General features: G+C 68.0%; 21 protein-coding genes. All 21 read left to right on the top strand.

Annotated features, from left to right (window positions below):
* The first annotated feature begins 11 nt into the window (after positions 1 to 11).
* The 21 genes from ACWHYQ_RS17045 (at position 12) to ACWHYQ_RS16945 (ending at position 21,454) form a co-directional block, all read left to right on the top strand.
* Positions 12 to 590, top strand: a complete 579-nt coding sequence (locus tag ACWHYQ_RS17045) for an OmpH family outer membrane protein (RefSeq protein ID WP_447973304.1) — start codon at positions 12 to 14, stop codon at positions 588 to 590.
* The gene (locus tag ACWHYQ_RS17040) at positions 587 to 1,201 is read left to right on the top strand and encodes an OmpH family outer membrane protein (RefSeq protein ID WP_447973303.1); all 615 of its coding nucleotides are present in this window, start codon (positions 587 to 589) and stop codon (positions 1,199 to 1,201) included. Before ACWHYQ_RS17045 ends, ACWHYQ_RS17040 begins: the two co-directional genes overlap by 4 nt.
* A gap of 36 nt (positions 1,202 to 1,237) precedes the next feature.
* Positions 1,238 to 1,693 carry a 3-hydroxyacyl-ACP dehydratase FabZ gene (fabZ, locus tag ACWHYQ_RS17035; protein ID WP_447973302.1) on the top strand — a complete coding sequence of 152 codons (456 nt, stop codon included), beginning with the start codon at positions 1,238 to 1,240 and terminating at the stop codon, positions 1,691 to 1,693.
* A 63-nt stretch (positions 1,694 to 1,756) separates the two neighbouring features.
* Positions 1,757 to 2,563 carry an acyl-ACP--UDP-N-acetylglucosamine O-acyltransferase gene (gene lpxA / locus ACWHYQ_RS17030; RefSeq protein ID WP_447973301.1) on the top strand — a complete coding sequence of 269 codons (807 nt, stop codon included), beginning with the start codon at positions 1,757 to 1,759 and terminating at the stop codon, positions 2,561 to 2,563.
* 2 nt (positions 2,564 to 2,565) lie between these two features.
* Complete coding sequence (locus ACWHYQ_RS17025) at positions 2,566 to 3,426, top strand: LpxI family protein (protein ID WP_447973300.1); 861 nt, start codon at positions 2,566 to 2,568, stop codon at positions 3,424 to 3,426.
* Between the two features lie 62 nt (positions 3,427 to 3,488).
* Positions 3,489 to 4,460 (top strand): Gfo/Idh/MocA family protein, encoded by a 972-nt coding sequence (locus ACWHYQ_RS17020; RefSeq protein WP_447973299.1) that lies wholly within the window; start codon positions 3,489 to 3,491, stop codon positions 4,458 to 4,460.
* Between the two features lie 130 nt (positions 4,461 to 4,590).
* The gene (gene lpxB / locus ACWHYQ_RS17015) at positions 4,591 to 5,748 is read left to right on the top strand and encodes a lipid-A-disaccharide synthase (RefSeq protein WP_447973298.1); all 1,158 of its coding nucleotides are present in this window, start codon (positions 4,591 to 4,593) and stop codon (positions 5,746 to 5,748) included.
* Positions 5,745 to 7,487, top strand: a complete 1,743-nt coding sequence (gene msbA, locus ACWHYQ_RS17010) for a lipid A export permease/ATP-binding protein MsbA (RefSeq protein ID WP_447973297.1) — start codon at positions 5,745 to 5,747, stop codon at positions 7,485 to 7,487. The genes lpxB and msbA overlap by 4 nt, the downstream gene beginning before the upstream one ends.
* Positions 7,487 to 8,173 carry a lysophospholipid acyltransferase family protein gene (locus ACWHYQ_RS17005; RefSeq protein WP_447973296.1) on the top strand — a complete coding sequence of 229 codons (687 nt, stop codon included), beginning with the start codon at positions 7,487 to 7,489 and terminating at the stop codon, positions 8,171 to 8,173. The genes msbA and ACWHYQ_RS17005 overlap by 1 nt, the downstream gene beginning before the upstream one ends.
* A gap of 90 nt (positions 8,174 to 8,263) precedes the next feature.
* Complete coding sequence (lpxK, locus tag ACWHYQ_RS17000; RefSeq protein ID WP_447973295.1) at positions 8,264 to 10,732, top strand: tetraacyldisaccharide 4'-kinase; 2,469 nt, start codon at positions 8,264 to 8,266, stop codon at positions 10,730 to 10,732.
* Between the two features lie 97 nt (positions 10,733 to 10,829).
* The gene (gene waaF / locus ACWHYQ_RS16995) at positions 10,830 to 12,479 is read left to right on the top strand and encodes a lipopolysaccharide heptosyltransferase II (RefSeq protein WP_447973294.1); all 1,650 of its coding nucleotides are present in this window, start codon (positions 10,830 to 10,832) and stop codon (positions 12,477 to 12,479) included.
* Between the two features lie 11 nt (positions 12,480 to 12,490).
* Positions 12,491 to 13,543: a glycosyltransferase family 9 protein gene (locus ACWHYQ_RS16990; protein WP_447973293.1), complete on the top strand. Its 1,053-nt coding sequence runs from the start codon at positions 12,491 to 12,493 to the stop codon at positions 13,541 to 13,543.
* Positions 13,540 to 14,586, top strand: a complete 1,047-nt coding sequence (locus tag ACWHYQ_RS16985) for a glycosyltransferase family 9 protein (protein ID WP_447973292.1) — start codon at positions 13,540 to 13,542, stop codon at positions 14,584 to 14,586. Before ACWHYQ_RS16990 ends, ACWHYQ_RS16985 begins: the two co-directional genes overlap by 4 nt.
* Positions 14,579 to 15,340, top strand: a complete 762-nt coding sequence (locus ACWHYQ_RS16980; RefSeq protein WP_447973291.1) for a glycosyltransferase family 2 protein — start codon at positions 14,579 to 14,581, stop codon at positions 15,338 to 15,340. The genes ACWHYQ_RS16985 and ACWHYQ_RS16980 overlap by 8 nt, the downstream gene beginning before the upstream one ends.
* Before the next feature lie 59 nt (positions 15,341 to 15,399).
* The gene (locus ACWHYQ_RS16975; protein WP_447973290.1) at positions 15,400 to 16,245 is read left to right on the top strand and encodes a hypothetical protein; all 846 of its coding nucleotides are present in this window, start codon (positions 15,400 to 15,402) and stop codon (positions 16,243 to 16,245) included.
* A 102-nt stretch (positions 16,246 to 16,347) separates the two neighbouring features.
* Positions 16,348 to 17,142 carry a glycosyltransferase family 2 protein gene (locus tag ACWHYQ_RS16970; protein ID WP_447973289.1) on the top strand — a complete coding sequence of 265 codons (795 nt, stop codon included), beginning with the start codon at positions 16,348 to 16,350 and terminating at the stop codon, positions 17,140 to 17,142.
* A complete protein-coding gene (locus tag ACWHYQ_RS16965) occupies positions 17,126 to 18,238 on the top strand; it encodes a glycosyltransferase family 4 protein (RefSeq protein WP_447973288.1) in 1,113 nt (370 codons plus the stop codon). Before ACWHYQ_RS16970 ends, ACWHYQ_RS16965 begins: the two co-directional genes overlap by 17 nt.
* A 38-nt stretch (positions 18,239 to 18,276) precedes the next feature.
* On the top strand, positions 18,277 to 19,488 hold the full coding sequence (gene rfaQ / locus ACWHYQ_RS16960) for a putative lipopolysaccharide heptosyltransferase III (RefSeq protein ID WP_447973287.1): 1,212 nt from the start codon (positions 18,277 to 18,279) through the stop codon (positions 19,486 to 19,488).
* On the top strand, positions 19,467 to 19,991 hold the full coding sequence (locus ACWHYQ_RS16955) for a nucleotidyltransferase (protein WP_447973286.1): 525 nt from the start codon (positions 19,467 to 19,469) through the stop codon (positions 19,989 to 19,991). The genes rfaQ and ACWHYQ_RS16955 overlap by 22 nt, the downstream gene beginning before the upstream one ends.
* Positions 19,992 to 20,008: 17 nt before the next feature.
* A complete protein-coding gene (locus tag ACWHYQ_RS16950; RefSeq protein WP_447973285.1) occupies positions 20,009 to 20,911 on the top strand; it encodes a glycosyltransferase family 2 protein in 903 nt (300 codons plus the stop codon).
* A 21-nt stretch (positions 20,912 to 20,932) separates the two neighbouring features.
* Positions 20,933 to 21,454, top strand: a complete 522-nt coding sequence (locus ACWHYQ_RS16945; protein WP_447973284.1) for a nucleotidyltransferase domain-containing protein — start codon at positions 20,933 to 20,935, stop codon at positions 21,452 to 21,454.
* Positions 21,455 to 21,611 lie beyond the last annotated feature (157 nt).

The raw sequence follows: 21,611 nt of genomic DNA, 5'->3' as shown, positions 1-21,611 counted from the left end.
CAGGGGGAAGCATGACCACAGCAGCCGAATGGGCGATGGAGGGTCTGGCGAGCGGGCGGGGGCGAAGCCTCGTGGGCGTCGTCATGGGGCTGGCGCTGCTGCTCAGCGGCTGCGGAGGAGCGGCTCCTGCGAAGCCCGCGTTCCTGGTGGGCGTGGTGGACGCCGAGCGGGTGCTGGCCGACTCGGTCCCCGGCCAGAAGGCTCGGGATTCCCTCAACACCTTCATGAAGAACCGTCAGGCGCTGATCGAGCTGGAGGAGAAGGAGCTCCGGCGGTTGGAAGAGGAGCTGGGCAGGCAGGCGAGCGTGCTGAGCGCCAACGCCAAGAAGGAACGCGAGGAGCAGTTCCGCCGCCGCGTGGTAGAGTACCAACAGAAGGCCAATGAGTTGAACCGCGAGGTGCAGGAGAAGCAGAAGGAAGTCTTCGAAGGCTTTCGCGATCAGGTCGAGCGGGTGTCCGCTCGGGTGGCGCATCAGTTGGGCCTGCTCATGGTGCTCGAAAAGGGGAAGGGGTCCCCGACCATTTACTCCGACGCGTCGCTCGATATTACGCCCAAGGTCATCGAAGAGCTGAACAAGGAGGCCCGATGACGTGGACGGCGGGGGCCTCGCCTGGTGGCCGCCGCCGGTCTGCCGAGGCCGGGTCGGGAGTGGAAGCGCGCATGAATCCGGGGAAGTGCCGAAGCGTCCTCGCGGGACTGGTCGTCCTCGCGCTCCTGCCAGCCGGCGCCGCCCAGGCCGCGGAGGCCTTCAAGGTCGGGGTCGTCAACCAGCGGGCGGTCCTCGAGCGCACGAAGGCCGGCAAGCGCGAGCTGGACCGTCTCAAGGAGTTCTCGGCCACCCGCCAGCGGATCGTCGCGGCGGACGATGAGGAACTCAAGCGGCTGGAAACCGAGATTCGGAACGGTTCCCTCACCGACGAGCAGAAGAGCCAGAAGACCGAGCTCTTCAGGGTCAAGCTGGAGGCCTACCAGCGGCGGCTCGAGGAGTTCAACCGGGAGATCCAGGCCAAGCAGCAGGAGCTGCTCGATGAGTACAGCAAGCGGATCAGCGAGGTCACATCGGAGATTGCGAAGAAGGGCGGCTATGCGGCGGTGCTGGACTCCGGGAGCAACGAGACCCTCAGAATCGTGATCTATTTCTCCAGGGTGATTGATCTGACCGACCAGGTGATCAAGGAGTTCGATCGCCGGTTCCCCTGAGACGCAGGATGGCCGTGCGGACGGGAGGCAGAGCAGATGACGACGATGGACATCCAGGAGATCCAGGCGACGCTGCCACACCGGTATCCCTTTTTGCTCGTGGACCGGATCCGGGAGCTGGAGGCGGGCCGCCGGATCGTCGGGATCAAGAACGTGACGGTCAACGAGCCGTTCTTTCAGGGGCATTTCCCCGGTCGGCCGATCATGCCCGGGGTGCTGATCCTCGAGGCACTGGCCCAGGTGGGGGGCGTGCTGGCGTTCAAGTCCGCGCCGCTGGCGGGCAAGCCCGTGGTCTACCTGACCGGCGTGGACAAGGCCAAGTTCCGCAAGCCCGTAGTCCCTGGAGACCAGCTCCGCCTGGAGGTGGAGGTGGTCAGGCAGCGGGCGCCGTTCTGGAAGATGCAGGGCCAGGCGTTTGTCGAGTCCGATCTGGTGTGCGAAGCCGAGATGACGGCGATGGTGACGGAAGAAAAACCAGCGAGCAGCGACTAGCGAGCAGCCGAGCGTTCGGCGCTGTTCGCTTGGGCTCTTCGCTCGGTGCTCTTGGAGGGAAGCGTGCAGATTCATCCGACCGCGATTGTCCATCCCAAGGCTGAGTTGGGGCCAGATGTGGAGATCGGGCCGTACTCCATCGTCGGCGAGCACGTCAGGATCGGCCGCGGCACCCGCCTGCTCGGGCACGTCTACATCGAGGGATGGACCGAGATCGGCGAGCGCTGCCAGCTCTATCCCTACGCCTCGATCGGCACGCCGCCTCAGCACGTCCAGTATCGGGGCGAGCCGACCCGCGTGGTCATCGGGCACGACAACATCATCCGGGAGTACGTGACCGTGAATCGGGGCACGGCCTTGGGTGGCGGACTGACCTCGATCGGGAACCACAATTTTCTCATGGCCTACTGCCATATCGCCCACGACTGCCAGCTCGGGAATCACCTGATCATGGCCAATTCGGCCACCCTGGCGGGGCACATCACCATCGGAGACCACGCCATCATCGGGGGGCTCGTCGGCATCCACCAGTTCGTCCGCATCGGCGCCTATGTGATGATTGGGGGATGCTCGGCTGTCGGGCAGGACGTGCCCCCGTTCACCCGGGCCGCAGGGGGCTACCGCGCCAGGCTGTACGGGCTGAACTCCGTCGGCCTGCGGCGCCACGGCTTCTCCCCCGAGCGCGTCGGCGTGATCCGGGACGCCTACGACCTGCTGTTCCGCTCGGGCCAAAAGCTGGTGGACGCGGTCAAGCAGGCCCAGGAGAAGTTCGGGGACAGTCCGGATGTGCAGGAGATGCTGGTGTTCCTGGAGGGCACGAAGCGGGGCATCTGCCAGGCGGCCACCGGGGAGCTCGAAGAAGAGGATTAGGTATGGACGCGGGCAGGGCGGGGGCTGTGCCGGCCGGATCGGGCGAGCGGATTGGACTCATTGCGGGCAACGGGCGGTTCCCTATTATCTTCGCGGCGAACGTCCGGCGGCTCGGGTACGCCGTGTCGGCGGTCGCCCACATCGGCGAGACCGATCCTGAGCTGGAACGGCACGTGGACCGGATCCACTGGGTCAAGATCGGCCAGTTCAACAAGTTGATCCGGGCCCTCAAGGACGACGGGGTCCGGCAGGCGGTGATGCTGGGCGGCATCAAGAAAACGCACGTCTTTACCACGGTCCGGCCCGACTTCCGGGCCCTGGCCGTGGCCAGCCGCCTCAAAGCGTGGAAGGACGACGCGATCCTCCGCGAGATCGCCGCAGAACTGGAGCGCGAAGGGATCCAGATTCGCGAATCCACCTTTGGCCTGAGCGGGATCTTGGTGGACGAGGGCGTGCTGACGAGGCGCGAGCCCAGCGAGGAGGAGTGGGCGGACATTCGGTTCGGCTGGGACATGGCTCTGGAGATTGGCCGGCTCGACATCGGCCAGTGCGTGGTGGTCAAGAACCGGGTCGTCGTGGCGGTCGAGGCCGTCGAGGGGACGGATGAAGCGATCCGCCGCGGCGGGATGCTCGCGCGGGGCGGCGCCGTGGTCGTCAAGCGCAGCAAGCCGCAGCAGGACCTGCGGTTTGATCTGCCCGCCGTCGGGCCGGCCACCATCGCGGTGATGGAGGCGGTGAAGGCCTCGACCCTGGCGCTCGAAGCCGGGCGGGGGATTCTCCTGGAGCGAGGGGAGACGCTGCGCCAAGCCGACCGGGCGGGCATCGCAATCGTCGGGCTCGCGGACGAGCAACGTAATGGGTAATGGGTAAGGTTCTGAACACGGCTTCTTTACGCGTCACCCATCACCCGTTACCCGTTCACTGAATGATGAGTCCCCTGCGAGTCGGCGTGATCGGGGTGGGGCATCTCGGGCAGCACCATGCCCGGGTTTATGCGGGCCTGCCCGACTGCGTCCTGGCGGGGATCGTGGACGCGGCTCCCGACCGGGCGCGACTCGTGGCCGAGCGCCACGGGGTGCCCGGGCATACGGACGCGGCCGCCCTGCTTCCCCAGGTGGACGCCGTGAGCGTCGCGGTGCCTACGTCGGCCCACTACGCCGTCGTGAAGAGCTGCCTGGAGGCCGGCGTCCACGTCCTGGTCGAAAAGCCCATCGCGGTGACGGTGCGCGAGGCCTGCGAGCTAGTGGAACTGGCCAAGGGCCGGGGGCTGGTCCTCCAAGTCGGCCACATCGAGCGGTTCAACCCGGTCATCCGGGCGATCCGTCCCCTCATCGGCAAGCCGGGCTTCATCGAATGCCACCGCCTGGCTCCCTTCGGCGAGCGCGGCACCGACGTGGACGTGGTGCTCGATCTCATGATCCACGATCTGGACATGATCCTGTCCTTCGGGCCGGGACCGGTAGAGGAAGTCCGGGCGGCCGGAGTCCCGGTGCTGTCGCCGACGATTGACATCGCGAATGTCCGGATCGCGTTCGCCAGCGGGTGCGTCGCCAACTTGACGGCGAGCCGGGTCTCGATGACCCGGCTGCGCCGGCTGCGGCTCTTCCAGCGCGATGCCTATATTTCCGTGGACTACCAGACTCGCCAGGGCGTGATCTGCCGGCGCGAGACCGGGCCGGGCGCCCGGCCCGCGATCAAAGCCGAGCCGGTGCAGGGGAGCGACGACGAGCCGTTGCGGTTGGAGCTCGAGGCGTTCGTGCAGGCGGTGGCGTCGGGCACGCGCCCGGTGGTGTCGGGGGAGGACGGCATCGCGGCGCTGGAGCTGGCCTATCAGGTCCTGGACTCGATCGGCGAGTTCATGCAACGCCACACTGAGGGCGTGACGAGTGACGGGTGATGCGTGACGAGTCACGGGCGAGGCGGTGCAAAGACGCGGGGTCTTCCGCATTCCCATCGCCTGGGGTGCGCGCAGGTCCCGGCGCGCCGCGCCCGTCCCGCGTCCCCCATCCCGCGTCATGGGTAGCGTTATGCCCCGCATTCTGATCGTGACCGGTGAGGCCTCCGGAGAGCTGCACGGCGCGAACCTGGCCCGGGCGCTTCACGCACTGCGGCCCGACGTGGAGCTGCTCGGGGTCGGCAGCGCCAAGCTCCAGGCGGCGGGCGTCGCGCTCGTGCAGGGCAACGAGCGCCTGGACGGCATCGGGATGGTCGGGGTGGCGCACTTGCGCGCCGGCCTCCGGACGTATCGCACGCTGGCGCGGTTCTTCCAGCGCACCCCGCTAGACGCCGCGGTGTTCATTGACGCGCCCGGCTTAAATCTCCGCCTGGCGCGCGCGGCCAAGCGCGCCGGGCACCGGGTGATCTACTATGTCGCCCCGCAGGTCTGGGCCTGGCATCCGGGGCGGGTCCGCCTGATCGCTCGGGTGGTGGACCGCCTGCTCGTCATCCTGCCCTTCGAGGAGGCTCTCTTCAGGGAGGCGGGCATTCGCTGCGACTTCGTCGGGCATCCGCTGCTCGACGTGGTCGCTCCTTCTTATGACCGCGCCGAGCTGCGGAAGCGGTTCGGCGTGGAGACCGGCGGTCCGGTGATCGGGGTGCTGCCAGGTAGCCGCGAGCGAGAGGTCCAGGCGTTGTTTCCTGAAATGCTGGCAGCCGCGACGGCGCTCTCTTCGGACCATCCGGGGCTCCAGGTGCTGGTGGCGCAAGCCCCTTCGATCCCGACGTCGCTGGTGGAGGTGCTGTGCCGCGGGCATCGGGTCCCGGTCCGGATCGTGCCGGACCTGGCGAGCGAAGTCATGGCGGCCTCCGATGTGCTGCTGGTCGCTTCCGGGACCGCGACGCTTCAAGCGGCGATCGTGGGCACGCCGATGGTGCTGGCCTACCGGGTCTCGCCGCTCACCTACTGGCTCGCGCGATGGCTGATCCGGGCGAACCGGACCGGGCTGGTCGCGCGGCTCGGCTGTATCGGCCTCGTCAACATCGTCGCGGGCCGCCGGATCGTGCCCGAGTTGCTCCAGGGCGCGGCCAGCGGCGCCCGTCTCCGCGAGGAGGCGGCGCGCCTGCTCGACGACGGGGCGGAAGCCGAGGCCATGCGCGCGGCGCTGCGAAGGGTGCGGGCCGCGCTCGGCGAACCGGGGGCGTCGCGGCGCGCGGCCGCGCTCGTCCTTGAGGAGTGCGGGGCATGACGCTGTTCCTCCGGCTCATCCGGTGCTTCTGGCCCCACCGCGTCCGGCTGGCGGCGGCCTTTGTGTGCTCCGCCGCCGTCGCGGCGCTCACCGGGGCCTATGCCTGGATGGTTCGCCCCGTCCTCGACGGCATCTTCATCAGCAAGGATCAGGCCCTGCTCACGGTGCTGCCGCTCGCGATCTTGAGCGTGGCGGTGCTGAAAGGCGCCTTCAGCTACGGCCAGAACTACTTGATGAACTATGTCGGCAACCGGGTGGTGACGGACATCCGGCAGGCCCTCTTTGTCCAGCTCATGCGACTGCCTATTCGGTTTCATGACACCAACGCCTCCGGGCGACTGCTCGCGCGGGTCTTCAACGACGTCAGTGTCATGGCGAACGCCGTCGGCGGGGTCCTCAAAGATGTGTTCCAGCAGGGGTTGACTTTCTTGGCGATGGTCGCCGTGATCTTTTACCAAAACTGGAAGCTGGCGGCTGTGTCGGCCATCGTCGTCCCGCTCTCCGCGCACACGATGCTGCGCATGGGCAAGCGGCTGCGCGCGCTCGCCACGCGTGGGCAGGAGCGGGCGGGTGACATGGCCTCGGTCCTGCAGGAGACGCTGGTGGGGATTCGCGAGGTCAAAGCCTTCGGCCGCGAGGAGTTCGAAAGCAAGCGGTTCCTGGACAACAACCGGGCCTTTCTGCGGGCCAACATGAAAGCGGTGCAGATCTCATCGTTGACTTCGACCTACATGGAGGTCATCGGCGTCACGGGTGTCGCCGTGATCGTGTGGTATGGCGGCTACTTGGTGATCCAGGGTACGATGACCCCGGGCGCGTTCTTCTCTTTTCTCACCGCGATGTTTATGGCCTATGCTCCGATTCGAAAGCTCTCCGGCGCCAACAACACGATCCAGCAGGCCCTGGCTGCCGCGGAACGCGTCTTCAGCGTCCTGGATCTCGAGAACGAGCAGGCGATGGACCGGGGCACGGTGGAGCTGGCCCCGATCAGCCGGTCCCTGGAGTTTCGACGCGTCACGTTCCGGTACGACGGCGCCGAACACCCAGCGCTGTTTGACGTGAACCTGGCGATCAAGGCGGGAGAGATCGTCGCGCTCGTCGGAAGCAGCGGCAGCGGGAAGACCTCGCTGGTGAGCCTGGTGCCGCGCTTCTATGAGCCAACGGAGGGCGCGATCCTGATTGACGGGCGGGACATCCGGGAGGTCACGCTCCGGTCGCTGCGCGGGCAGATCGGGATCGTCTCGCAGGCGACGGTTCTGTTCGACGAGTCCGTGCGCAACAACATCGCCTACGGCCGCGCCGGGGCGACGGACGAGGAGGTGGTGGCCGCGGCCAAAGCCGCCTACGCACACGACTTCATCATGCGGCTGCCAGACGGCTATGACACGCTGATCGGGGAGAACGGCGTGAAGCTCTCGGGCGGAGAGCGGCAGCGCCTGGCCATCGCCCGGGCGCTCCTCCGGGATCCGCCGATCCTGATCCTGGACGAGGCCACCTCGGCGCTGGACTCCGAGTCCGAGCGGGTGGTCCAACTGGCTCTCGCCAACCTGATGAGGAATCGGACCACGCTGGTTATCGCGCACCGGCTCTCGACGGTGCAACGGGCTGACCGCATCGTGGTGCTGGATCGAGGGCGTATCGTGGAGGTCGGCTCCCATGAGGAGCTGCTCCGGCTGGGCGGGCTCTACAAGCGGCTCCACGCGATCCAGTTCGCAGAAAGCGTGACGGGTGACGAGTGATGGGTGAACGAGTCGAAGAGAGCACCCATCAGTCCCGCGTCCCGCGTCCCCTGTCCTGCATGACGCAGGTGGGCAACTGGCTCAAACTGGCGGTGGTGCCAGCGCTCGGGGCCTGGGCGATCCGGGCCCTGGGCCGGACGCTTTTCCTTCGGACCGTCGGGGCGGAACAGGTGGATGCGCTCTATCGGCGCGGCGGGCGGATGATCATCGTCTTCTGGCACGGGCGGCAACTGATGATGCCGCTGGCCTACCGCGGGACCGAGGCCCACGTGCTCGTCAGCCGGCACCGCGACGGCGAGCTGATCAGCCGGCTCATCGGGCGATTCGGCTTCCGCTCGGTGCGCGGCTCGACGACGCGGGGCGGCGTCGAGGCGCTGCGCCAGCTCATCCGGCTCGGCCGGACGGGGATGGACCTGGTCGTCACCCCGGACGGGCCCCGCGGCCCGCGGCAGGTGGTCCAGAAGGGGGTCGTTCAGCTCGCCAAGGCCACGGGCTTGCCGATCGTCCCGCTGACGTTCGGCTGCTCAAAAAAAAACTCTTTGCGAGTTGGGATCGCTTTCTGCTGCCCTATCCCTTCAGCCGGGCGCTCTTCCTGTGGGGGCCGCCGATTTGGGTTCCGTCCGACGCGGATGACGCGGCGATCGAGGCCAAGCGGCTGGAAATCGAGGAGGCGCTCAATCGCCTGACCGCGGAAGCAGATCAGAGGATGGCGAACAGCCAATAGCAAGGAGCGAACAGCCGGCAAGAAGCGCTGCGCGCTCAAAACGATGTGGCATTTGCTGTACAACCTCGGGCTCATCCTGGCCTCGCCGCTGATTGTGCTGATCCTGCAGGCGAAGATGCGCTGTCGGCGCGGACTCACGCAGCGGCTGGGCTGGCTGCCGGCCGACCTGGCCGGCGGGAGCGGGCCGACGATCTGGCTCCATGCGGTCTCCCTCGGCGAGGTCGTGGCGTCCGCGCCGCTCGTGCAGGCGCTCCACCGACGCTACCCCGGGTGCCGGTTTCTGGTCTCCACGGTGACCGAGACCGGGCGGGAAGCGGTGGAGCAGCGGCTCCCCGGCGTCGCGCGCCACTTCTACGCCCCGCTGGATTTTTCCTGGGTCGTGCCCCGGGTCGTGGCCCTCGTCAGACCCGCCGCCTTTCTCGTTGTCGAGACCGAGCTCTGGCCAAACCTGCTGCGGATGCTGGCGCGTCGCGGGGTCCCCATCGTTCTCGTCAACGGGCGGCTGTCGTCGCGATCGTTCGGGCGGTACCGGCTGATCCGGCCATTGATGCGCCATGTGTTGGGCGCCGTCACCTGCTGCCTCATGCAGTCCCGTCGGGACGCCGAGCGTGTCATGGCGCTTGGGGCGGACCCCGGCCGCGTGCACGTCACCGGCAACCTTAAATTTGACCAGCCGTTGCCGGCAGAGGAGTGCGTGTCGCGCGCGGCCTTGGGCTTAGCCGGGCATGAGGAGCTGTTCGTGGCGGGGAGTACCCATCCGGGTGAGGAGGAGCAAATCCTGGCCTGTTACGAGCGGCTCGTCGCCGGGTTTCCGTCGCTGGTACTCCTGCTGGCCCCGCGCCACATCGAACGGGTCGCGCAAGTCGAGGCCGCGGTGAAGGCGAGGGGCCTGGTCGGGCTCCGGCGCACCGCGTTGCGCGGGGCCGGCGATCAGGGCCCGGCGGGCCCCCGTGTCGTGATCCTCGACACGCGGGGCGAGCTGGCTGGTGCCTATCGCCATGCGCTCCTCGCGTTCGTCGGGGGTACCCTCGTGCCGGTCGGCGGGCACAACCTGTTGGAGCCAGCCCAGTGGGGGAAGCCGGTCTTCTTCGGCCCTCATACCGATCACTGCGCCGAGGTCGCCCGTCTGCTCCTCGACGCGGGCGGGGGGCTGTGCGTGCGGGATGGCGCGGACTTGGCGGCCCGGGTCACGGGCTTGCTGCACGACCGGGGGACGCTTCAGCAGATGGGGCTTGCGGCGCAGCGGGTGGTGACTGAGAACCGCGGCGCGCTGGACCGGAGCCTGGATCTGATCGCCAAGGTCCTGGACGGCGCTGGCAGTCTGGATGGGGCTGTGGAGCGGGCGGCCTCGCCATCCGTGTCTCCGGGCGACGGTCGTGCTAGCGGCGCCGCGCCCTCAAGGATACGGGACATGCGGGCGGAGACGCGGGACCGGCACGGCATGGGCGGACTGGCTCTCAGGCAGACACTGATCCCTCTGGAGCGCTCCGGCTTGGTGCGGGGACTCCTGTCGGCGTTGGCGATCCCCTACGGGCTGGCGGTCCGTACCCGTGTCGCCCTCTACGAGAGGGGATGGCTGGCGCGGCGGCGCCTTCCCGGCCGGGTCGTCAGCGTCGGGAACCTGACGCTGGGCGGAACCGGGAAGACCCCGGTCGTCATCTGGCTGGTCGGCCAGTTGCTGGCGCGCGGCTTCCGGGTCGCGGTCTTGAGTCGCGGCTATCGGCGGACGACGGGGGCTTCTCGACTCCTCGTCTCCGACGGGCGGAGGATCCTGGCCGGCCCGGCCGAGGCGGGGGACGAGCCCTCCGTGATCGCCCGGCGCTGCCCCGGCGCGGTCGTGGCGGTCGGGGCCGACCGGTACGGGCTCGGACGATGGGTCCTCGAGTACGTGCCGGTAGACTGCTTCGTGCTGGACGACGGGTTCCAGCACCTCGCGCTCCACCGGGACGCCGATCTCCTGCTGGTGGACGCCTCGGCACCGGACGATCTGGCGGCGTTGTTCCCGGCCGGCCGGCTGCGAGAGCCCCTGTCCGCCGCCGCCCGCGCGACCGCGCTGCTGCTGACGCGGGTCGGGCCCGGTGTGGATCCAGAGCAGGTGCTGGGCCCGCTTCGGGCCGCCGGGCCGCTCGCGATGCCGCCGATCCTGGTTCGGTTCGGCGGCGAAGGCTGCATCACCGTGGCGACTGGCCGAGAGGAGCCGGCCGACGTCCTGGCCGGGCGCAAGGTCCTCGCCTGCTGCGGCATCGGCAACCCGGCCTCGTTCCGGGCGACGCTGGCCGATCTGAACGTGACCGTCGTTGACGAGGCGGTGTTCCCCGATCATCATGCGTACACGGCCCGGGAGCTCTCGGCCCTGCTGGAGCGCGCTGGCCGTCTCGGCGCGGAGCTGGTGGTGACGACGGAAAAGGACGCGGTCAAGCTCGCGCCGCTGGTCGGAGCCGAGGAGCGGGTCCGGGCGGTCCGGATCGGGCTGGAGATCCTGGAAGGGCGGGAGCGGCTGGAACAGCTCATCCTGCCCTGACAGGTGATGGGCGATCGGTGAAGTGGTTAACTGGGACGGGATGCGAGCGAGTATGCCTTCTTCTGTCACACATCACCGATCTATCCGGCGGCTACTGGTGCGCGGACCCAACTGGATCGGCGACGCGGTGATGTGCGAGCCGGCGCTGGCGGGGCTGCGGGAGCTATTTCCGGCGGCCGAGATCGCGCTCCTCGTCAAGCCGGCCGTCGCCGGGCTTTTCGAGGGACACCCGGCGGTGGATCGGATTCTGCTGTACGACGGCAAGGGCCGGCACGCCGGACTGTCCGGCAAATGGGCCTTGGCTTCGTCGTTGCGGCGGATGGGGTTCGACCTCGCGGTCCTGTTCCAGAACGCGTTCGAGGCGGCCTTGATCGCGTTCCTGGCCGGGATTCCGCGGCGGTACGGGTACGCGACGGACGGCCGCGGCTGGCTGCTCTCGGAGCCGGTGGCCATGCCGGACCGGGGCCGGGCGATCCATCAGGTGCATTACTACCTGGATCTCCTGCGACCGCTGGGCGGATTTCTGCCGGCCCGGCCGCCCCGGCTCTTCGTGAGCGAGCAGGATGAGCGGGAGGCAGGGGCGTTGCTGGCGGCGGAGGTGGCGCCGGGGGACTTTCTGGTCGGGCTGAATCCCGGCTCGACCTACGGGGGCGCGAAACGCTGGCTTCCGGAACGCTTTGCGCAGGCCGCGGACCGGCTGCTCGAGCGGCTCTCCGTTGAACGGGGTCAGCCCGCGCGCCTCGTCATCGTAGGCGCGCCTGGCGAAGAACCCTTGGCGCAGGCGATCGCCGACCGAATGGTCGCGCGCCCGGTGCTCCTGACCGGACGGACCACCGTCCGGCAGCTCATGGCCGTCGTCAAGCGGTGCGGCCTCTTCCTCAGTAACGACACGGGCCCCATGCACATCGCGGCCGCGTTCGGCGTGCCGCTGGTAGCCATCTTCGGGCCGACCGATCCCCGCACGACCGCGCCGTACGGCACCGGCCACACGATCGTCCGCCAGCCGGTCGAATGCGCGCCCTGCCTCTTGCGGGAATGTCCGATTGACCACCGGTGCATGACGGGGATCACGGTCGACATGGTCTCTGAAGCCGCCGTTGAGCGCCTGACTCGTGGGCGAGAGGCGTGCGGCGAGGGGCGCGCGGCAAGGCCTGCCCCCCTAGCCCCCTTGGCGGGGGTGACGGTGTTCCTGGATCGGGACGGCACGCTGAACGAGGATACGGGGTACGTGAGCACCCTGGAGGAGTTCCGGTTGCTGCCGGGCGCCGTCGAAGCGGTGGTGCGCCTGAAACGGGCCGGCGCGAGGGTTGTCGTGGTCACCAACCAGTCCGGGGTGGCTCGGGGCCTGATCTCGCCGGAGGCGCTGGAGATCATTCACGCCAAGCTGCGCGCAGCGCTCCAGGCGGGCGGGGCGTCGCTCGACGGCCTCTACGTGTGCCCGCACCACCCCGACGACGGCTGTGGCTGCCGGAAACCGGCTCCGGGTCTGGTCAACCAGGCGGCGTCCGACCTGGGAGTGGATCTGTCCGCCGCCTACGTGGTGGGCGACCAGCCGCGCGATATCGAATTGGCCCGCCAGGTCGGCGCGCGGGCGGTCCTGGTCACCAGCGGGCCCGCCGGCCAGGCAGGGCTCGAGCTGCCGTCCGCGGCCAAACCGGACTTCGTGGCCCCCGGGCTGCGCGAAGCGGTCGAGTGGATCGTGGCCGACGCGGCCCGAAAGGGCACGGGGCGAGAGGCGCGAGGCTAGGGGGTTCCGCAATGGCCGACTACCGGCGGATCCTGCTCATCAAGCCCAGCTCGCTCGGCGACATCGTGCACGCGCTCCCGGCGTTGCAGGCGTTGCGCCGCCGCTTTCCGCAGGCCCACCTCGCCTGGCTCGTGAAGCACCAGTGGGCGGGCTTGCTGACGCGCGTGGACGGCCTGGACGCCATCTGGCCGGTGGATCCGGGCTTGTCCGGTTGGCTGTCACAGATCCCGCGGTTGCGCGCCGAGCGCTTTGATGCAGTCGTGGATCTCCAAGGCCTGTTCCGGAGCGCGGCCATGGGGTGGCTGGCCGGATGTGCCGTCCGAGTCGGATTCGCGGACGGCCGCGAGGGAAGCCCGCTATTCTACACGCATCGGGTGTCTGTCGGGAGCGAAGACCGACACGTGGTGGACCGCTACCTGGCGGTGGCGGCCCGGTTATGGGCCTCGGGTGGGCCCGCGGATCTGGCGCCGGAACCGTGGGCGTTCGGGCTGCGGCCGCAGGCTTCCGATCGGGAGGCGGTGCGCACCCTGCTCGCCCGGCACGGGGTGTCCGGCGATGGCACCCCGTGGATCGCCGTGAACGTATCGGCCCGCTGGCGGACCAAGCGATGGCCTCCTGACGCCTTCGCCGCGGCGCTGGACGAGCTGCAGGAGACGACGGCCCGCGTGGCGATCGTCGGCGGGCCGGATGAACGGGAGGAGGCCGCTGGGGTGATCCGTCTGATGAAGACCGTGCCGGCGGACCTGACCGGCGCGATCCCCCTCGAGCTGCTCCCGGCCCTGCTCGAAGCGGCCGCAGTCGTCGTGACCGGGGACTCCGGTCCGATGCATCTGGCGGCTGCGGTCGGCACGCCAGTCGTCGGGCTGTTCGGACCGTCGAGTCCGGCCTACTCCGGGCCCCGCGGGGAGCGGCATCGCGTCCTGACCAGCGATGTGCCGTGCCGGCCTTGCTTCAGCGTGGTGTGCCGGAACGAGCAGGAGCTCGAGTGCCTGCGGCGGATCAGCCCCGCGATGGTGACTGCGGCGGTCCGCGATCTGCTTCCGGCACGAGTGGCTCAACGATGAGCGCGCATCTGCTGAACGACGCCCTGACGGTCCTGCTCGTCCGGCCGGACGGGATCGGGGACGAGATTCTCTCGCTTCCCATCGCGACCGCGCTCCGCCGTCTGCGGCCCAAGGCCCGCATTGCCTTCCTGTCGAGCGAGGCGGCCGCGCCCGTCCTGGCGCATCATCCCGATCTCGACGAAGTGATCACGCTCTCTGGCCGCGAGCGATTCGGGGAGTTGGTCTCGCTGTTTCGACGACGGATTGACGTCGCGATCTTTCTCAAACCGTACCGGCGCCTGCTGTTGGCCGCTTTCGCGGCGCGGGTCCCCCTGCGGGTCGCCACCGGCTACCGCTGGTACAGCCTGTTGGCTAACCGGCGCGTGTACGAGCACCGCAGCCGGTTCGCCAAGCACGAGAGCGAGTATAATCTGGGGCTCTTGGCCGGACTGGGCCTGGATCCCGGGCCCCTCGCGCCGCCGGCGCTGGTGTTGACGGGCTCGGAGCGGCAATGGGCGGAGCGCCGGCTCGCCCGGCTGCCCCTGCCCCGGGTGGTGATCCATCCTGGCGGGCTCTCGGCCCGCCACTGGCGCGCGCAACAGTATCGGGACCTGGCCCATCGCTTGGCCGACGACGGGTACGGGATCATCCTGAGCGGGAGCGAAGCCGAGCGCGCGCGGTTTCTGCGGGAGGTCGAGGAGTCTGGCGGGTTGCGCGGCGACCTGCTGGATCTGCGGGGCGCGCTCAGCCTGCGGGAATTCATGGCGGTGATCGGCGCCGCCCAGGTGGTGGTGTCGGGGTCTACGGGAGCGGCCCATCTGGCGGCGGGACTGGGGGTGCCGACCGTGAGCCTCTATGATCCCCAACGCAAGACCCATCCGCTCCGCTGGGGGCCGCTGGGCCGCGGGATTCTGCTGCAGCCGGATGTGCCCACCTGCGAGCGCTGTATCTATGAGGCCTGCCCCTACTGGGACTGCCTCGACCGGATCACGGTGGACGAAGTGGCGGCGCGCGTGCAGCAGGTGCTCCGCCGCGCAGAGCCCATCCGGGTGGTGCGTGTCTAAACTCTCCGTGTATGTCATTGCGTATAACGACGAGCCCAACATACGGGCCTGCCTGGAGTCCGTGGCGTGGGCCGACGAGGTGGTCGTCGTGGATTCGTACAGCACTGACGGAACAGCCCGGATCAGCCGGGAATACACCGACAGGGTGTACCAGCATGCGTTCCGCGGGTTCGGGCGGCTGCGCAACGAGGCGGTGGCGCGCACCACGCACGACTGGGTCTTCAGTCTCGACACCGACGAGCGGATGACGCCGGAACTGGGCGAGGAGATTCGCGCGCTGTTGGCCCGCGGCCCCGAGGCTTCCGCCTACTTCGTCCCGCGCCGCAACTATTTCCTCGGCCGGTGGATCCGCCACTGTGGCTGGTACCCCGATTACCGCCAGCCCCAGTTGTTCCACCGAGCCCGCCTGCGGTACCGCGACGACGTGGTCCACGAGGGCTTCGACGTGGACGGGCCGGTTGGCTACCTGCGGCACCATGTGCTCCAGTATCCGTTCCGCGATCTGGACCACTACCTCGCCAAGATGGACCGCTACTCGGATCTCATGGCCGAGCGGATGGTGCGCCAAGGCCGGCGCTTCCGAGCCCACCAGCTCGTGACGCATCCCTGCTTCACCTTCATGAAGATGTACCTGGGGCGGGCCGGGTTCCTGGACGGCATGCCGGGGCTGATTCTCTCGGGGCTCTACGCCTACTACACCTTCATCAAGTACGCGAAGTTCTGGGAACTGAGCAGGGAAGCGAGCAGCGGGTAGCGAATAGCGACGACGCGAAAGCATGCTTCGAGCTGTTCGCTGCTCGCTAGAGGCTGAGGATGAGGATCAGCGGGTTCAGCATTTGCCGGAACGCGGTGCGGTTCGATTACCCGATAGTGGAGGTGATCCGCTCCGCGCTCCCGCTCGTGGACGAATTTGTCGTGAACGTCGGCTCATCGGACGATGGGACACGGGACCTGATCCGCTCGATTGGCTCCGAGAAGGTCCGGATCATTGAGTCGGTTTGGGACGACTCGATGACGAAGGAAGGCCTGCTGTTTTCGTACGAGACCAACAAGGCGTTGGCGCAGTGCACGGGCGATTGGGCGCTCTACCTCCAGGCGGACGAGGTGTTGCACGAGGACGATCTCGACCGGATCCGGCGGGCGCTCCGCGTCCATCTCGACAACCCAAGCGTCTTGGGGTTCACGTTCCGGTACCTGCACTTCTACGGGGACTACTGGTCGGTGAATCCCTGGTTCTACCACCGGGCGGTCCGGATCATCCGGAACAACGGCGAAGTGGAGTCCTGCGGCGACGCCGTGGGCTTTTGGCTCAAGGCGGACCAGGGCTACCTCCAGGGCGCGCACAAGGACCGGCTGCGTCCCTCCGGCGCGACGATCTACCATTACGGGTGGGTCAAGCATCCGCGGGTGCTGCTGGAGAAGTTCCGGTACCAGGTGGCGCGCCACCACGGGGACCGGCCCGGCGAGGAGCAGGCGCGGATGCTCGCAAAAGAGGCCTACGAGTTCGAAGAATACGACATCATGAAGAACTTCGCGGGCAGGCATCCGGCGGTGATGCGGGAGCGGGTGGGGCGCGCGCCGAAGCTCAGGCCCGGGCGCAATCGCTGGTTGGCGCCGGCCTTCTATCGGGCGATCCTCAAGAGGGGGTTTCGCGGATAGAGGCATGGCGATGGGGCCTGGTTGATGGCTATGGCTGATGAAGAGAGGCGCCGTTCTCTTCGCGCACCCTCGGCCAGGAACCATCCCGGGTGAAGCTCGACGATGACGATCGCGGCGGTAGTCATCACCAAGAACGAGGAGCGGAACATCGCGGCCTGCCTGGCGTCGCTCGCGTGGACCGACGAGATCATCGTTGTAGACGCCTGCAGCACCGACCGAACGGTGGTGCTGGCCCGGGCCTACACGGATCGGATCTTCGTCCGGCCCTGGCCTGGGTTCGGCCCGCAGAAGAATTTCGCGATGGCCCAGACGACGGCGGACTGGATCCTGATCGTGGACGCGGACGAGCGAGTCACGGACGCGCTGCGCGAGGAGATCCTCCGCGTCCTGCGCGCCGGGCCTCCCGCCGACCTGGCCGGCTTCGAGATCTCCCGGCGCAACTATTTCTACGGCCGCTGGATTCGCGGCGGCGGTCTCTACCCGGACTATCAGCTCCGGCTGTTCCGCCGGACGGCGGGGCGGTACGACGACGTCCTGCTGCACGAACATCTGCACCTCGCCGGCCGGGTGGGGCGGCTCGAGCATCCGCTCGATCATTACAGCATGCCGAGCGTCCGCGACCATGTCCGGAAGATGATGCGGTACACGACGTTGGGGGCCCAGGAGAAGCTCAAGACTCGGGCGCGCGTGACCGTGCTGGATCTGCTGGGGAGCCACCTCGGCACGATCCTGCGGACCTACCTGTTCCGCGGGAGCTACCGGGACGGCGTGCACGGCGTGGTCGTGGCGCTGTTCGCGGGCATGCACACGTTCGTCAAGTACGCGAAGGCGTATGAGATGCTGCGGGCGCGGGGCACGGGGCGAGAGGCTCGCGGGGAGCATGCGGATCGGCATTGACGCGAACCCCATTGTCGGGGATCGAGGAGGGATCGGGTGGCATACGTATCACCTGATCCGTGCGCTGCTCAATCTCAAGGAAGACCTGGACTTGCTGTGCTACGTCAAGCCCGGTGCGGTCCGCCGCGGGAAGGTCACGTCGTGGGAGAGCGGGGTCCGGGCAGCGTGGGTCGAGTCCGGGCGCGCGATGCTGCGCTGGCGCGGCGTCCTGGACCACCTTGACCTGTTTCACGGGACCAACTTCAAGATGCCCACCACGGGCCGCTACGGCGGCGTGGTGACCATCCACGATCTCTGGTTGGACCGGCATCCGGAATACTCCGCCAAGCTGTTCGGCCAGAAGCCGTCGTTCTATCGGACCCGGCGCACCGCCTGGCGGGCCCGCAAGGTGGTGACCGTGTCGGAATTCTCCGCCCGGGACATCCAGGCGTTGTACGATCTACCGGCCGAGCGGGTGACGGTGATCTATAACGGTGTGGCCGAGGCGTTCCGACCAACTCCCGATGCGGAGGCGCTGGAGGCGTTCCGGCGCAAGCACGCGGTCCCGACCGGACGGTTTATCCTCTTCGTCGGCGGTGCCGATCCGCGCAAGAACCATCAGATTCTGCTCCGGGCCTACGCCCGCGTGGCGGAGCTGCTCACAAGCCACACGCTCGTGATGGTGGGGGATCCAATCCATCGCTTCGGCGACATTCGCCAGACCGCCCGCACCTTCGGGGTGGAGAGCCGCGTCGTGTGTCCGGGCCGGCTCTCCGCAGGGGAGCTGCGGCTCCTCTATTCCCACGCCGACCTGTTCGTGTTTCCCTCCCTCTACGAGGGATTCGGGATGCCGGTTCTGGAAGCCATGGCCTGCGGCGCCCCTGTCATCACCGCCAACACGACGGCGCTCCCGGAAGTGGCCGGCGAGGCGGCGCTCCTGGTGGACCCCCGAGACGCGGAGGGGCTGGCGAACGCGATGATCCGAGTGATCGAGGACGAACGGCTGCGCGAGGAGCTGCGGGTGAAGGGGTTCGAGCGGGCAAAGCAGTTCACCTGGGAGTCCGCGGCGCGGCGTACCGTGGCCCTGTACCGGGATCTCTGCGGGGAAAAGTCGTGACGGGTGACCGGTAACGAGGGATTGGTAGCAAGGGAGGCATGAAGAATATTCTGATCATCAAACTGCGGTACATCGGCGACGTGCTGCTCGCCACGCCGGTGCTCCGCGCGCTGCGAGACGGGTTTCCGGCCACGCGGCTCACCATGCTGGTCAATCGGGGGACCGAGGACGTCTTGCGGCACAATCCCGACCTGGACGACGTGCTGGTTGTGGAGCGTGGAAGGCTCGGGGCGCAGCTCCGGTTTGCGCGGGACCTCCGGCGACGGCGCTTCGACGTCGTGGTCGATCTCACGGACGCGGACCGCTCCGCCCTGCTCGCTAGACTGACCGGCGCGCCGATTCGGATCGGGTTCAACGAAGAGCGTCGCTGGCGCGGGCTCCTGTACACGGCCGTCGTGCCGGAACGGCCGGCGACGGAGCATCGCGTGGACCATGACTTGGCGGCACTGCGGCTGCTGGGCCTTGCACCGAAGACGGCGCCCTTGGTCCTGCGGACCGCCCCGGGCGATGACGAGGCCGCCGGGCGGATCCTGGCGGAAGCCGGGGTGCCTCCCGACGGTTCCCAGCCGCTCGTGCTGTTCCAGCCCGGGGCTCGGTATTGGTTCAAGGCCTGGCCCGTGGAGCGGTTCGCGGAGCTGGCGGACCGGCTGGCGGAGCGCTGCGGCTGTCGGGTCCTGATCGGCGGCAGCGCGGCCGACCGGCCGACGGCGGAGGCGATCCGGGCGCGCGCCCGGTCGGCCCCGGCTGTGCTGGCTGGCCGGACGACCCTGCTCGAACTCGTGGCCGTCCTGAAGCGTTGCGCCTTGTTCGTCGGCAACGACAACGGCCCCATGCACATGGCGGCGGCGTTGGGCATCCCGGTGGTCGCGCTGTTCGGACCATCGGACCCGGCGGTGTGGGGGCCGCGGGGGAACCGGGCCGAGGTTCTCTACAAGGGCTTGGACTGCCGCCGGTGCTTTCATCCCTCCTGCGTTCGGGGCGAGGAGAGCTGCATGAAGCTGATCTCGGTGGACGAGGTGTTCGCCGCCGCGACCAAATTGTTGGGGCAAAAGTCCCTGACTTTGACCCTCGACCCTCGGACCTCGAACCTCACCCGCAACCTTCTTCTGTGCGGGGAATTGACGGTGCTGTGCCTAGAGTTGCGGAGGGCTGTCCTGAGGCGGACCCATGCGGAGCAGGATGTCGAGAAACTGCTGATGGCGGAGATTCGACTCTCCAAGGAACGAGCGTGGCGGCGGAACCCTTCCTGATCACAACCCTCAAGGAAGTGGTCCGGACGCTGAACGAACGGAGGACGGACTACGCGCTGGTCGGCGGCCTGGCTTACAGCGCCTGGGTTGAACCCAGGGCCACCACCGATGTGGACGTGCTGATCCTGCTGGAAACCACAGACCCGGATCAGGTCGCCCGGTTGTTCTCCGGCGCGTTTGACGCTGTGGTCCCGCATCGGGCTCCGAGGCCGTTCAAGGGAGTTTCAATCTGGAGGGTTGTCGGAATCAAGGAAGGGAGAGAAACCATCGTGGATCTGCTCCTTGCCCAGTCGGAGTTCCACAGGCAGGCGCTGGCCAGAAAGCAGGCCGTCGAGTTCGAGGGAGTGACGCTGCCGCTCGTGACGCTCGAAGACCTGATCATTCTGAAGGCCATGGCCGGCCGCCTTCAAGATCTGACCGACCTCGAGCACATCAAAGAACGGCCGGATTTGCGAGTTGACTGGCCGTACGTGGAGGCCTGGCGGGGAAAGCTAGGCCTGTGAATGGCGCGCAAGGGAGTATGAGCAACGTCGCACCGCTGGTCAGCGTCGTCATCCCCGTGTTCAACGGGGCCCCCTTCGTCGCCAAGGCAGTCGCGAGCGTGCGGGCCCAAGGCATCCCGGACGTGGAGATCCTGGTGGTGGACGACGGCTCGACGGACGGGACGCAGGCGGTATTGCGGGAGCTCGAGCGTAGCGCGGGCATCGTCTGGTTCCAGCAGGACCACGGCGGGCCGGCCCGGTCGCGGAATCGCGGGATCGAAGCGGCCTGTGGCGAGTTCGTGGCCTTGCTCGACTGCGACGATGTCTGGCTGCCCGGGAAGTTGGAGGCGCAGCTTGCGGTCATGCGGCGGTGCCCCGAGGTCGGCCTCGTGCATACGGACTATGAAGTGGTCTATGAGGACGGGCGCGTGGAAACCCGCGTGCGGGCCCGCGCCAGCCCGGAGCCGCTGGTGCGGGCCTTCGCGGGCGGGCACGTGGCCCTGCCTTCGACGTTGCTGATCCGGCGGTCGGTGCTGGACAAGGTCGGGGCACTCGACCCCGAACTCTACGGGTCGGAGGATTCCGACCTGACGATCCGTCTGTATGCCGCCACGCAGTTCGACTGCGTGGACCGTGTCCTAGTCCGCAAGCTCCAACGGGGGCACGGCTATCGGGACATGGCCTTCGACGAGACGACCCACCGAGAGCGGATCCTGGCGAGCCGGTGCCGATTCCTCGAACGGCTGGAAAGCCGGCCGTCGCTGACGGCGGAGCAGCGTGCGGCGCTGAGCCGGGAATGGGCGAATTACTTCCTGCTGGCCGGGCGCCTGGCCGAGCAGGGCGGCCGGCGGGACGCGGCCCGGCGCTGCTACGCCCAGGCGATCCGGAAGGCGCCGTTCCGTCTGCGAGGGTACACGCGGTGGCTGCGGGCGTGGGGCTGATCCTCGGGAGATGGTGAAGCTATGAGACGTGCGGGATCCGATCAGGCTGGAAATTGTCAGGCACAACTTCTCGCGTTTGCGCGTGACTACGCCGAGGCGTTGAAGGGGCTGCTCGGCGAACAACTGGTCTCCGTGGTGCTGTTTGGCTCTGTCGCCCGCGGAGAGGCCGGGCCGTACTCTGATATTGGTATGTTGATCGTGGTGGAGGTGCTGCCGAAAGGGCGGTTTGCAAGCAAGGCGCTGCTCAGTGCGCTGGATCCGATGGTTGAGGAACGGCTGGCTGCGTTGGAGGCCCAAGGCTATTTCCCCAGACTAACCAGGCTGATCAAGACCAAGGCGGAAGCCAGCCAAGTGATTCCACTCTATCTGGATATGACAGAGGATGCGAAATTGCTGCATGACCGAGACGAATTTTTCTCATCGGTCCTTGACCGACTTCGCAACCGCCTTCTGGAGCTCGGCACAGTCAGAAAATACAGAGGGCAAGTGCGGTACTGGGATCTCAAGTCCGACTTGGTGGCGGGTGGCCGATTCGAGTTATGACAAACCTCGATATGGCCAGGAGCTACCTGAGCGGTGCTCAGGTGATCCTTCAAGAAGCAGAGGGATTGCGGAGGGGGCAGGTTTGGAATCTTGTCGTCCGGCGTGCCCAAGAAGCCGTCGAGTTGGCCCTCACGGGGCTGCTCCGCTACGTGGGTCT

The organism is Nitrospira sp. Kam-Ns4a, from assembly GCF_965152595.1.
Note: the sequence above shows the minus strand (reverse complement) of the source record. Positions and strands in the feature narration are given on the sequence as shown.

Bases quoted from the DNA above. Each gene is read 5' to 3' on its own strand.
- ACWHYQ_RS17045 (WP_447973304.1), top strand. From the start codon at position 12: ATGACCACAGCAGCCGAATGGGCGATGGAGGGTCTGGCGAGCGGGCGG.
- ACWHYQ_RS17040 (WP_447973303.1), top strand. From the start codon at position 587: ATGACGTGGACGGCGGGGGCCTCGCCTGGTGGCCGCCGCCGGTCTGCC.
- fabZ (WP_447973302.1), top strand. From the start codon at position 1,238: ATGACGACGATGGACATCCAGGAGATCCAGGCGACGCTGCCACACCGG.
- ACWHYQ_RS17025 (WP_447973300.1), top strand. From the start codon at position 2,566: ATGGACGCGGGCAGGGCGGGGGCTGTGCCGGCCGGATCGGGCGAGCGG.
- ACWHYQ_RS17020 (WP_447973299.1), top strand. From the start codon at position 3,489: ATGATGAGTCCCCTGCGAGTCGGCGTGATCGGGGTGGGGCATCTCGGG.
- lpxB (WP_447973298.1), top strand. From the start codon at position 4,591: ATGCCCCGCATTCTGATCGTGACCGGTGAGGCCTCCGGAGAGCTGCAC.
- msbA (WP_447973297.1), top strand. From the start codon at position 5,745: ATGACGCTGTTCCTCCGGCTCATCCGGTGCTTCTGGCCCCACCGCGTC.
- ACWHYQ_RS17005 (WP_447973296.1), top strand. From the start codon at position 7,487: ATGGGTGAACGAGTCGAAGAGAGCACCCATCAGTCCCGCGTCCCGCGT.
- ACWHYQ_RS16990 (WP_447973293.1), top strand. From the start codon at position 12,491: ATGGCCGACTACCGGCGGATCCTGCTCATCAAGCCCAGCTCGCTCGGC.
- ACWHYQ_RS16985 (WP_447973292.1), top strand. From the start codon at position 13,540: ATGAGCGCGCATCTGCTGAACGACGCCCTGACGGTCCTGCTCGTCCGG.
- ACWHYQ_RS16975 (WP_447973290.1), top strand. From the start codon at position 15,400: ATGAGGATCAGCGGGTTCAGCATTTGCCGGAACGCGGTGCGGTTCGAT.
- ACWHYQ_RS16970 (WP_447973289.1), top strand. From the start codon at position 16,348: ATGACGATCGCGGCGGTAGTCATCACCAAGAACGAGGAGCGGAACATC.
- ACWHYQ_RS16965 (WP_447973288.1), top strand. From the start codon at position 17,126: ATGCGGATCGGCATTGACGCGAACCCCATTGTCGGGGATCGAGGAGGG.
- rfaQ (WP_447973287.1), top strand. From the start codon at position 18,277: ATGAAGAATATTCTGATCATCAAACTGCGGTACATCGGCGACGTGCTG.
- ACWHYQ_RS16950 (WP_447973285.1), top strand. From the start codon at position 20,009: ATGAGCAACGTCGCACCGCTGGTCAGCGTCGTCATCCCCGTGTTCAAC.
- ACWHYQ_RS16945 (WP_447973284.1), top strand. From the start codon at position 20,933: ATGAGACGTGCGGGATCCGATCAGGCTGGAAATTGTCAGGCACAACTT.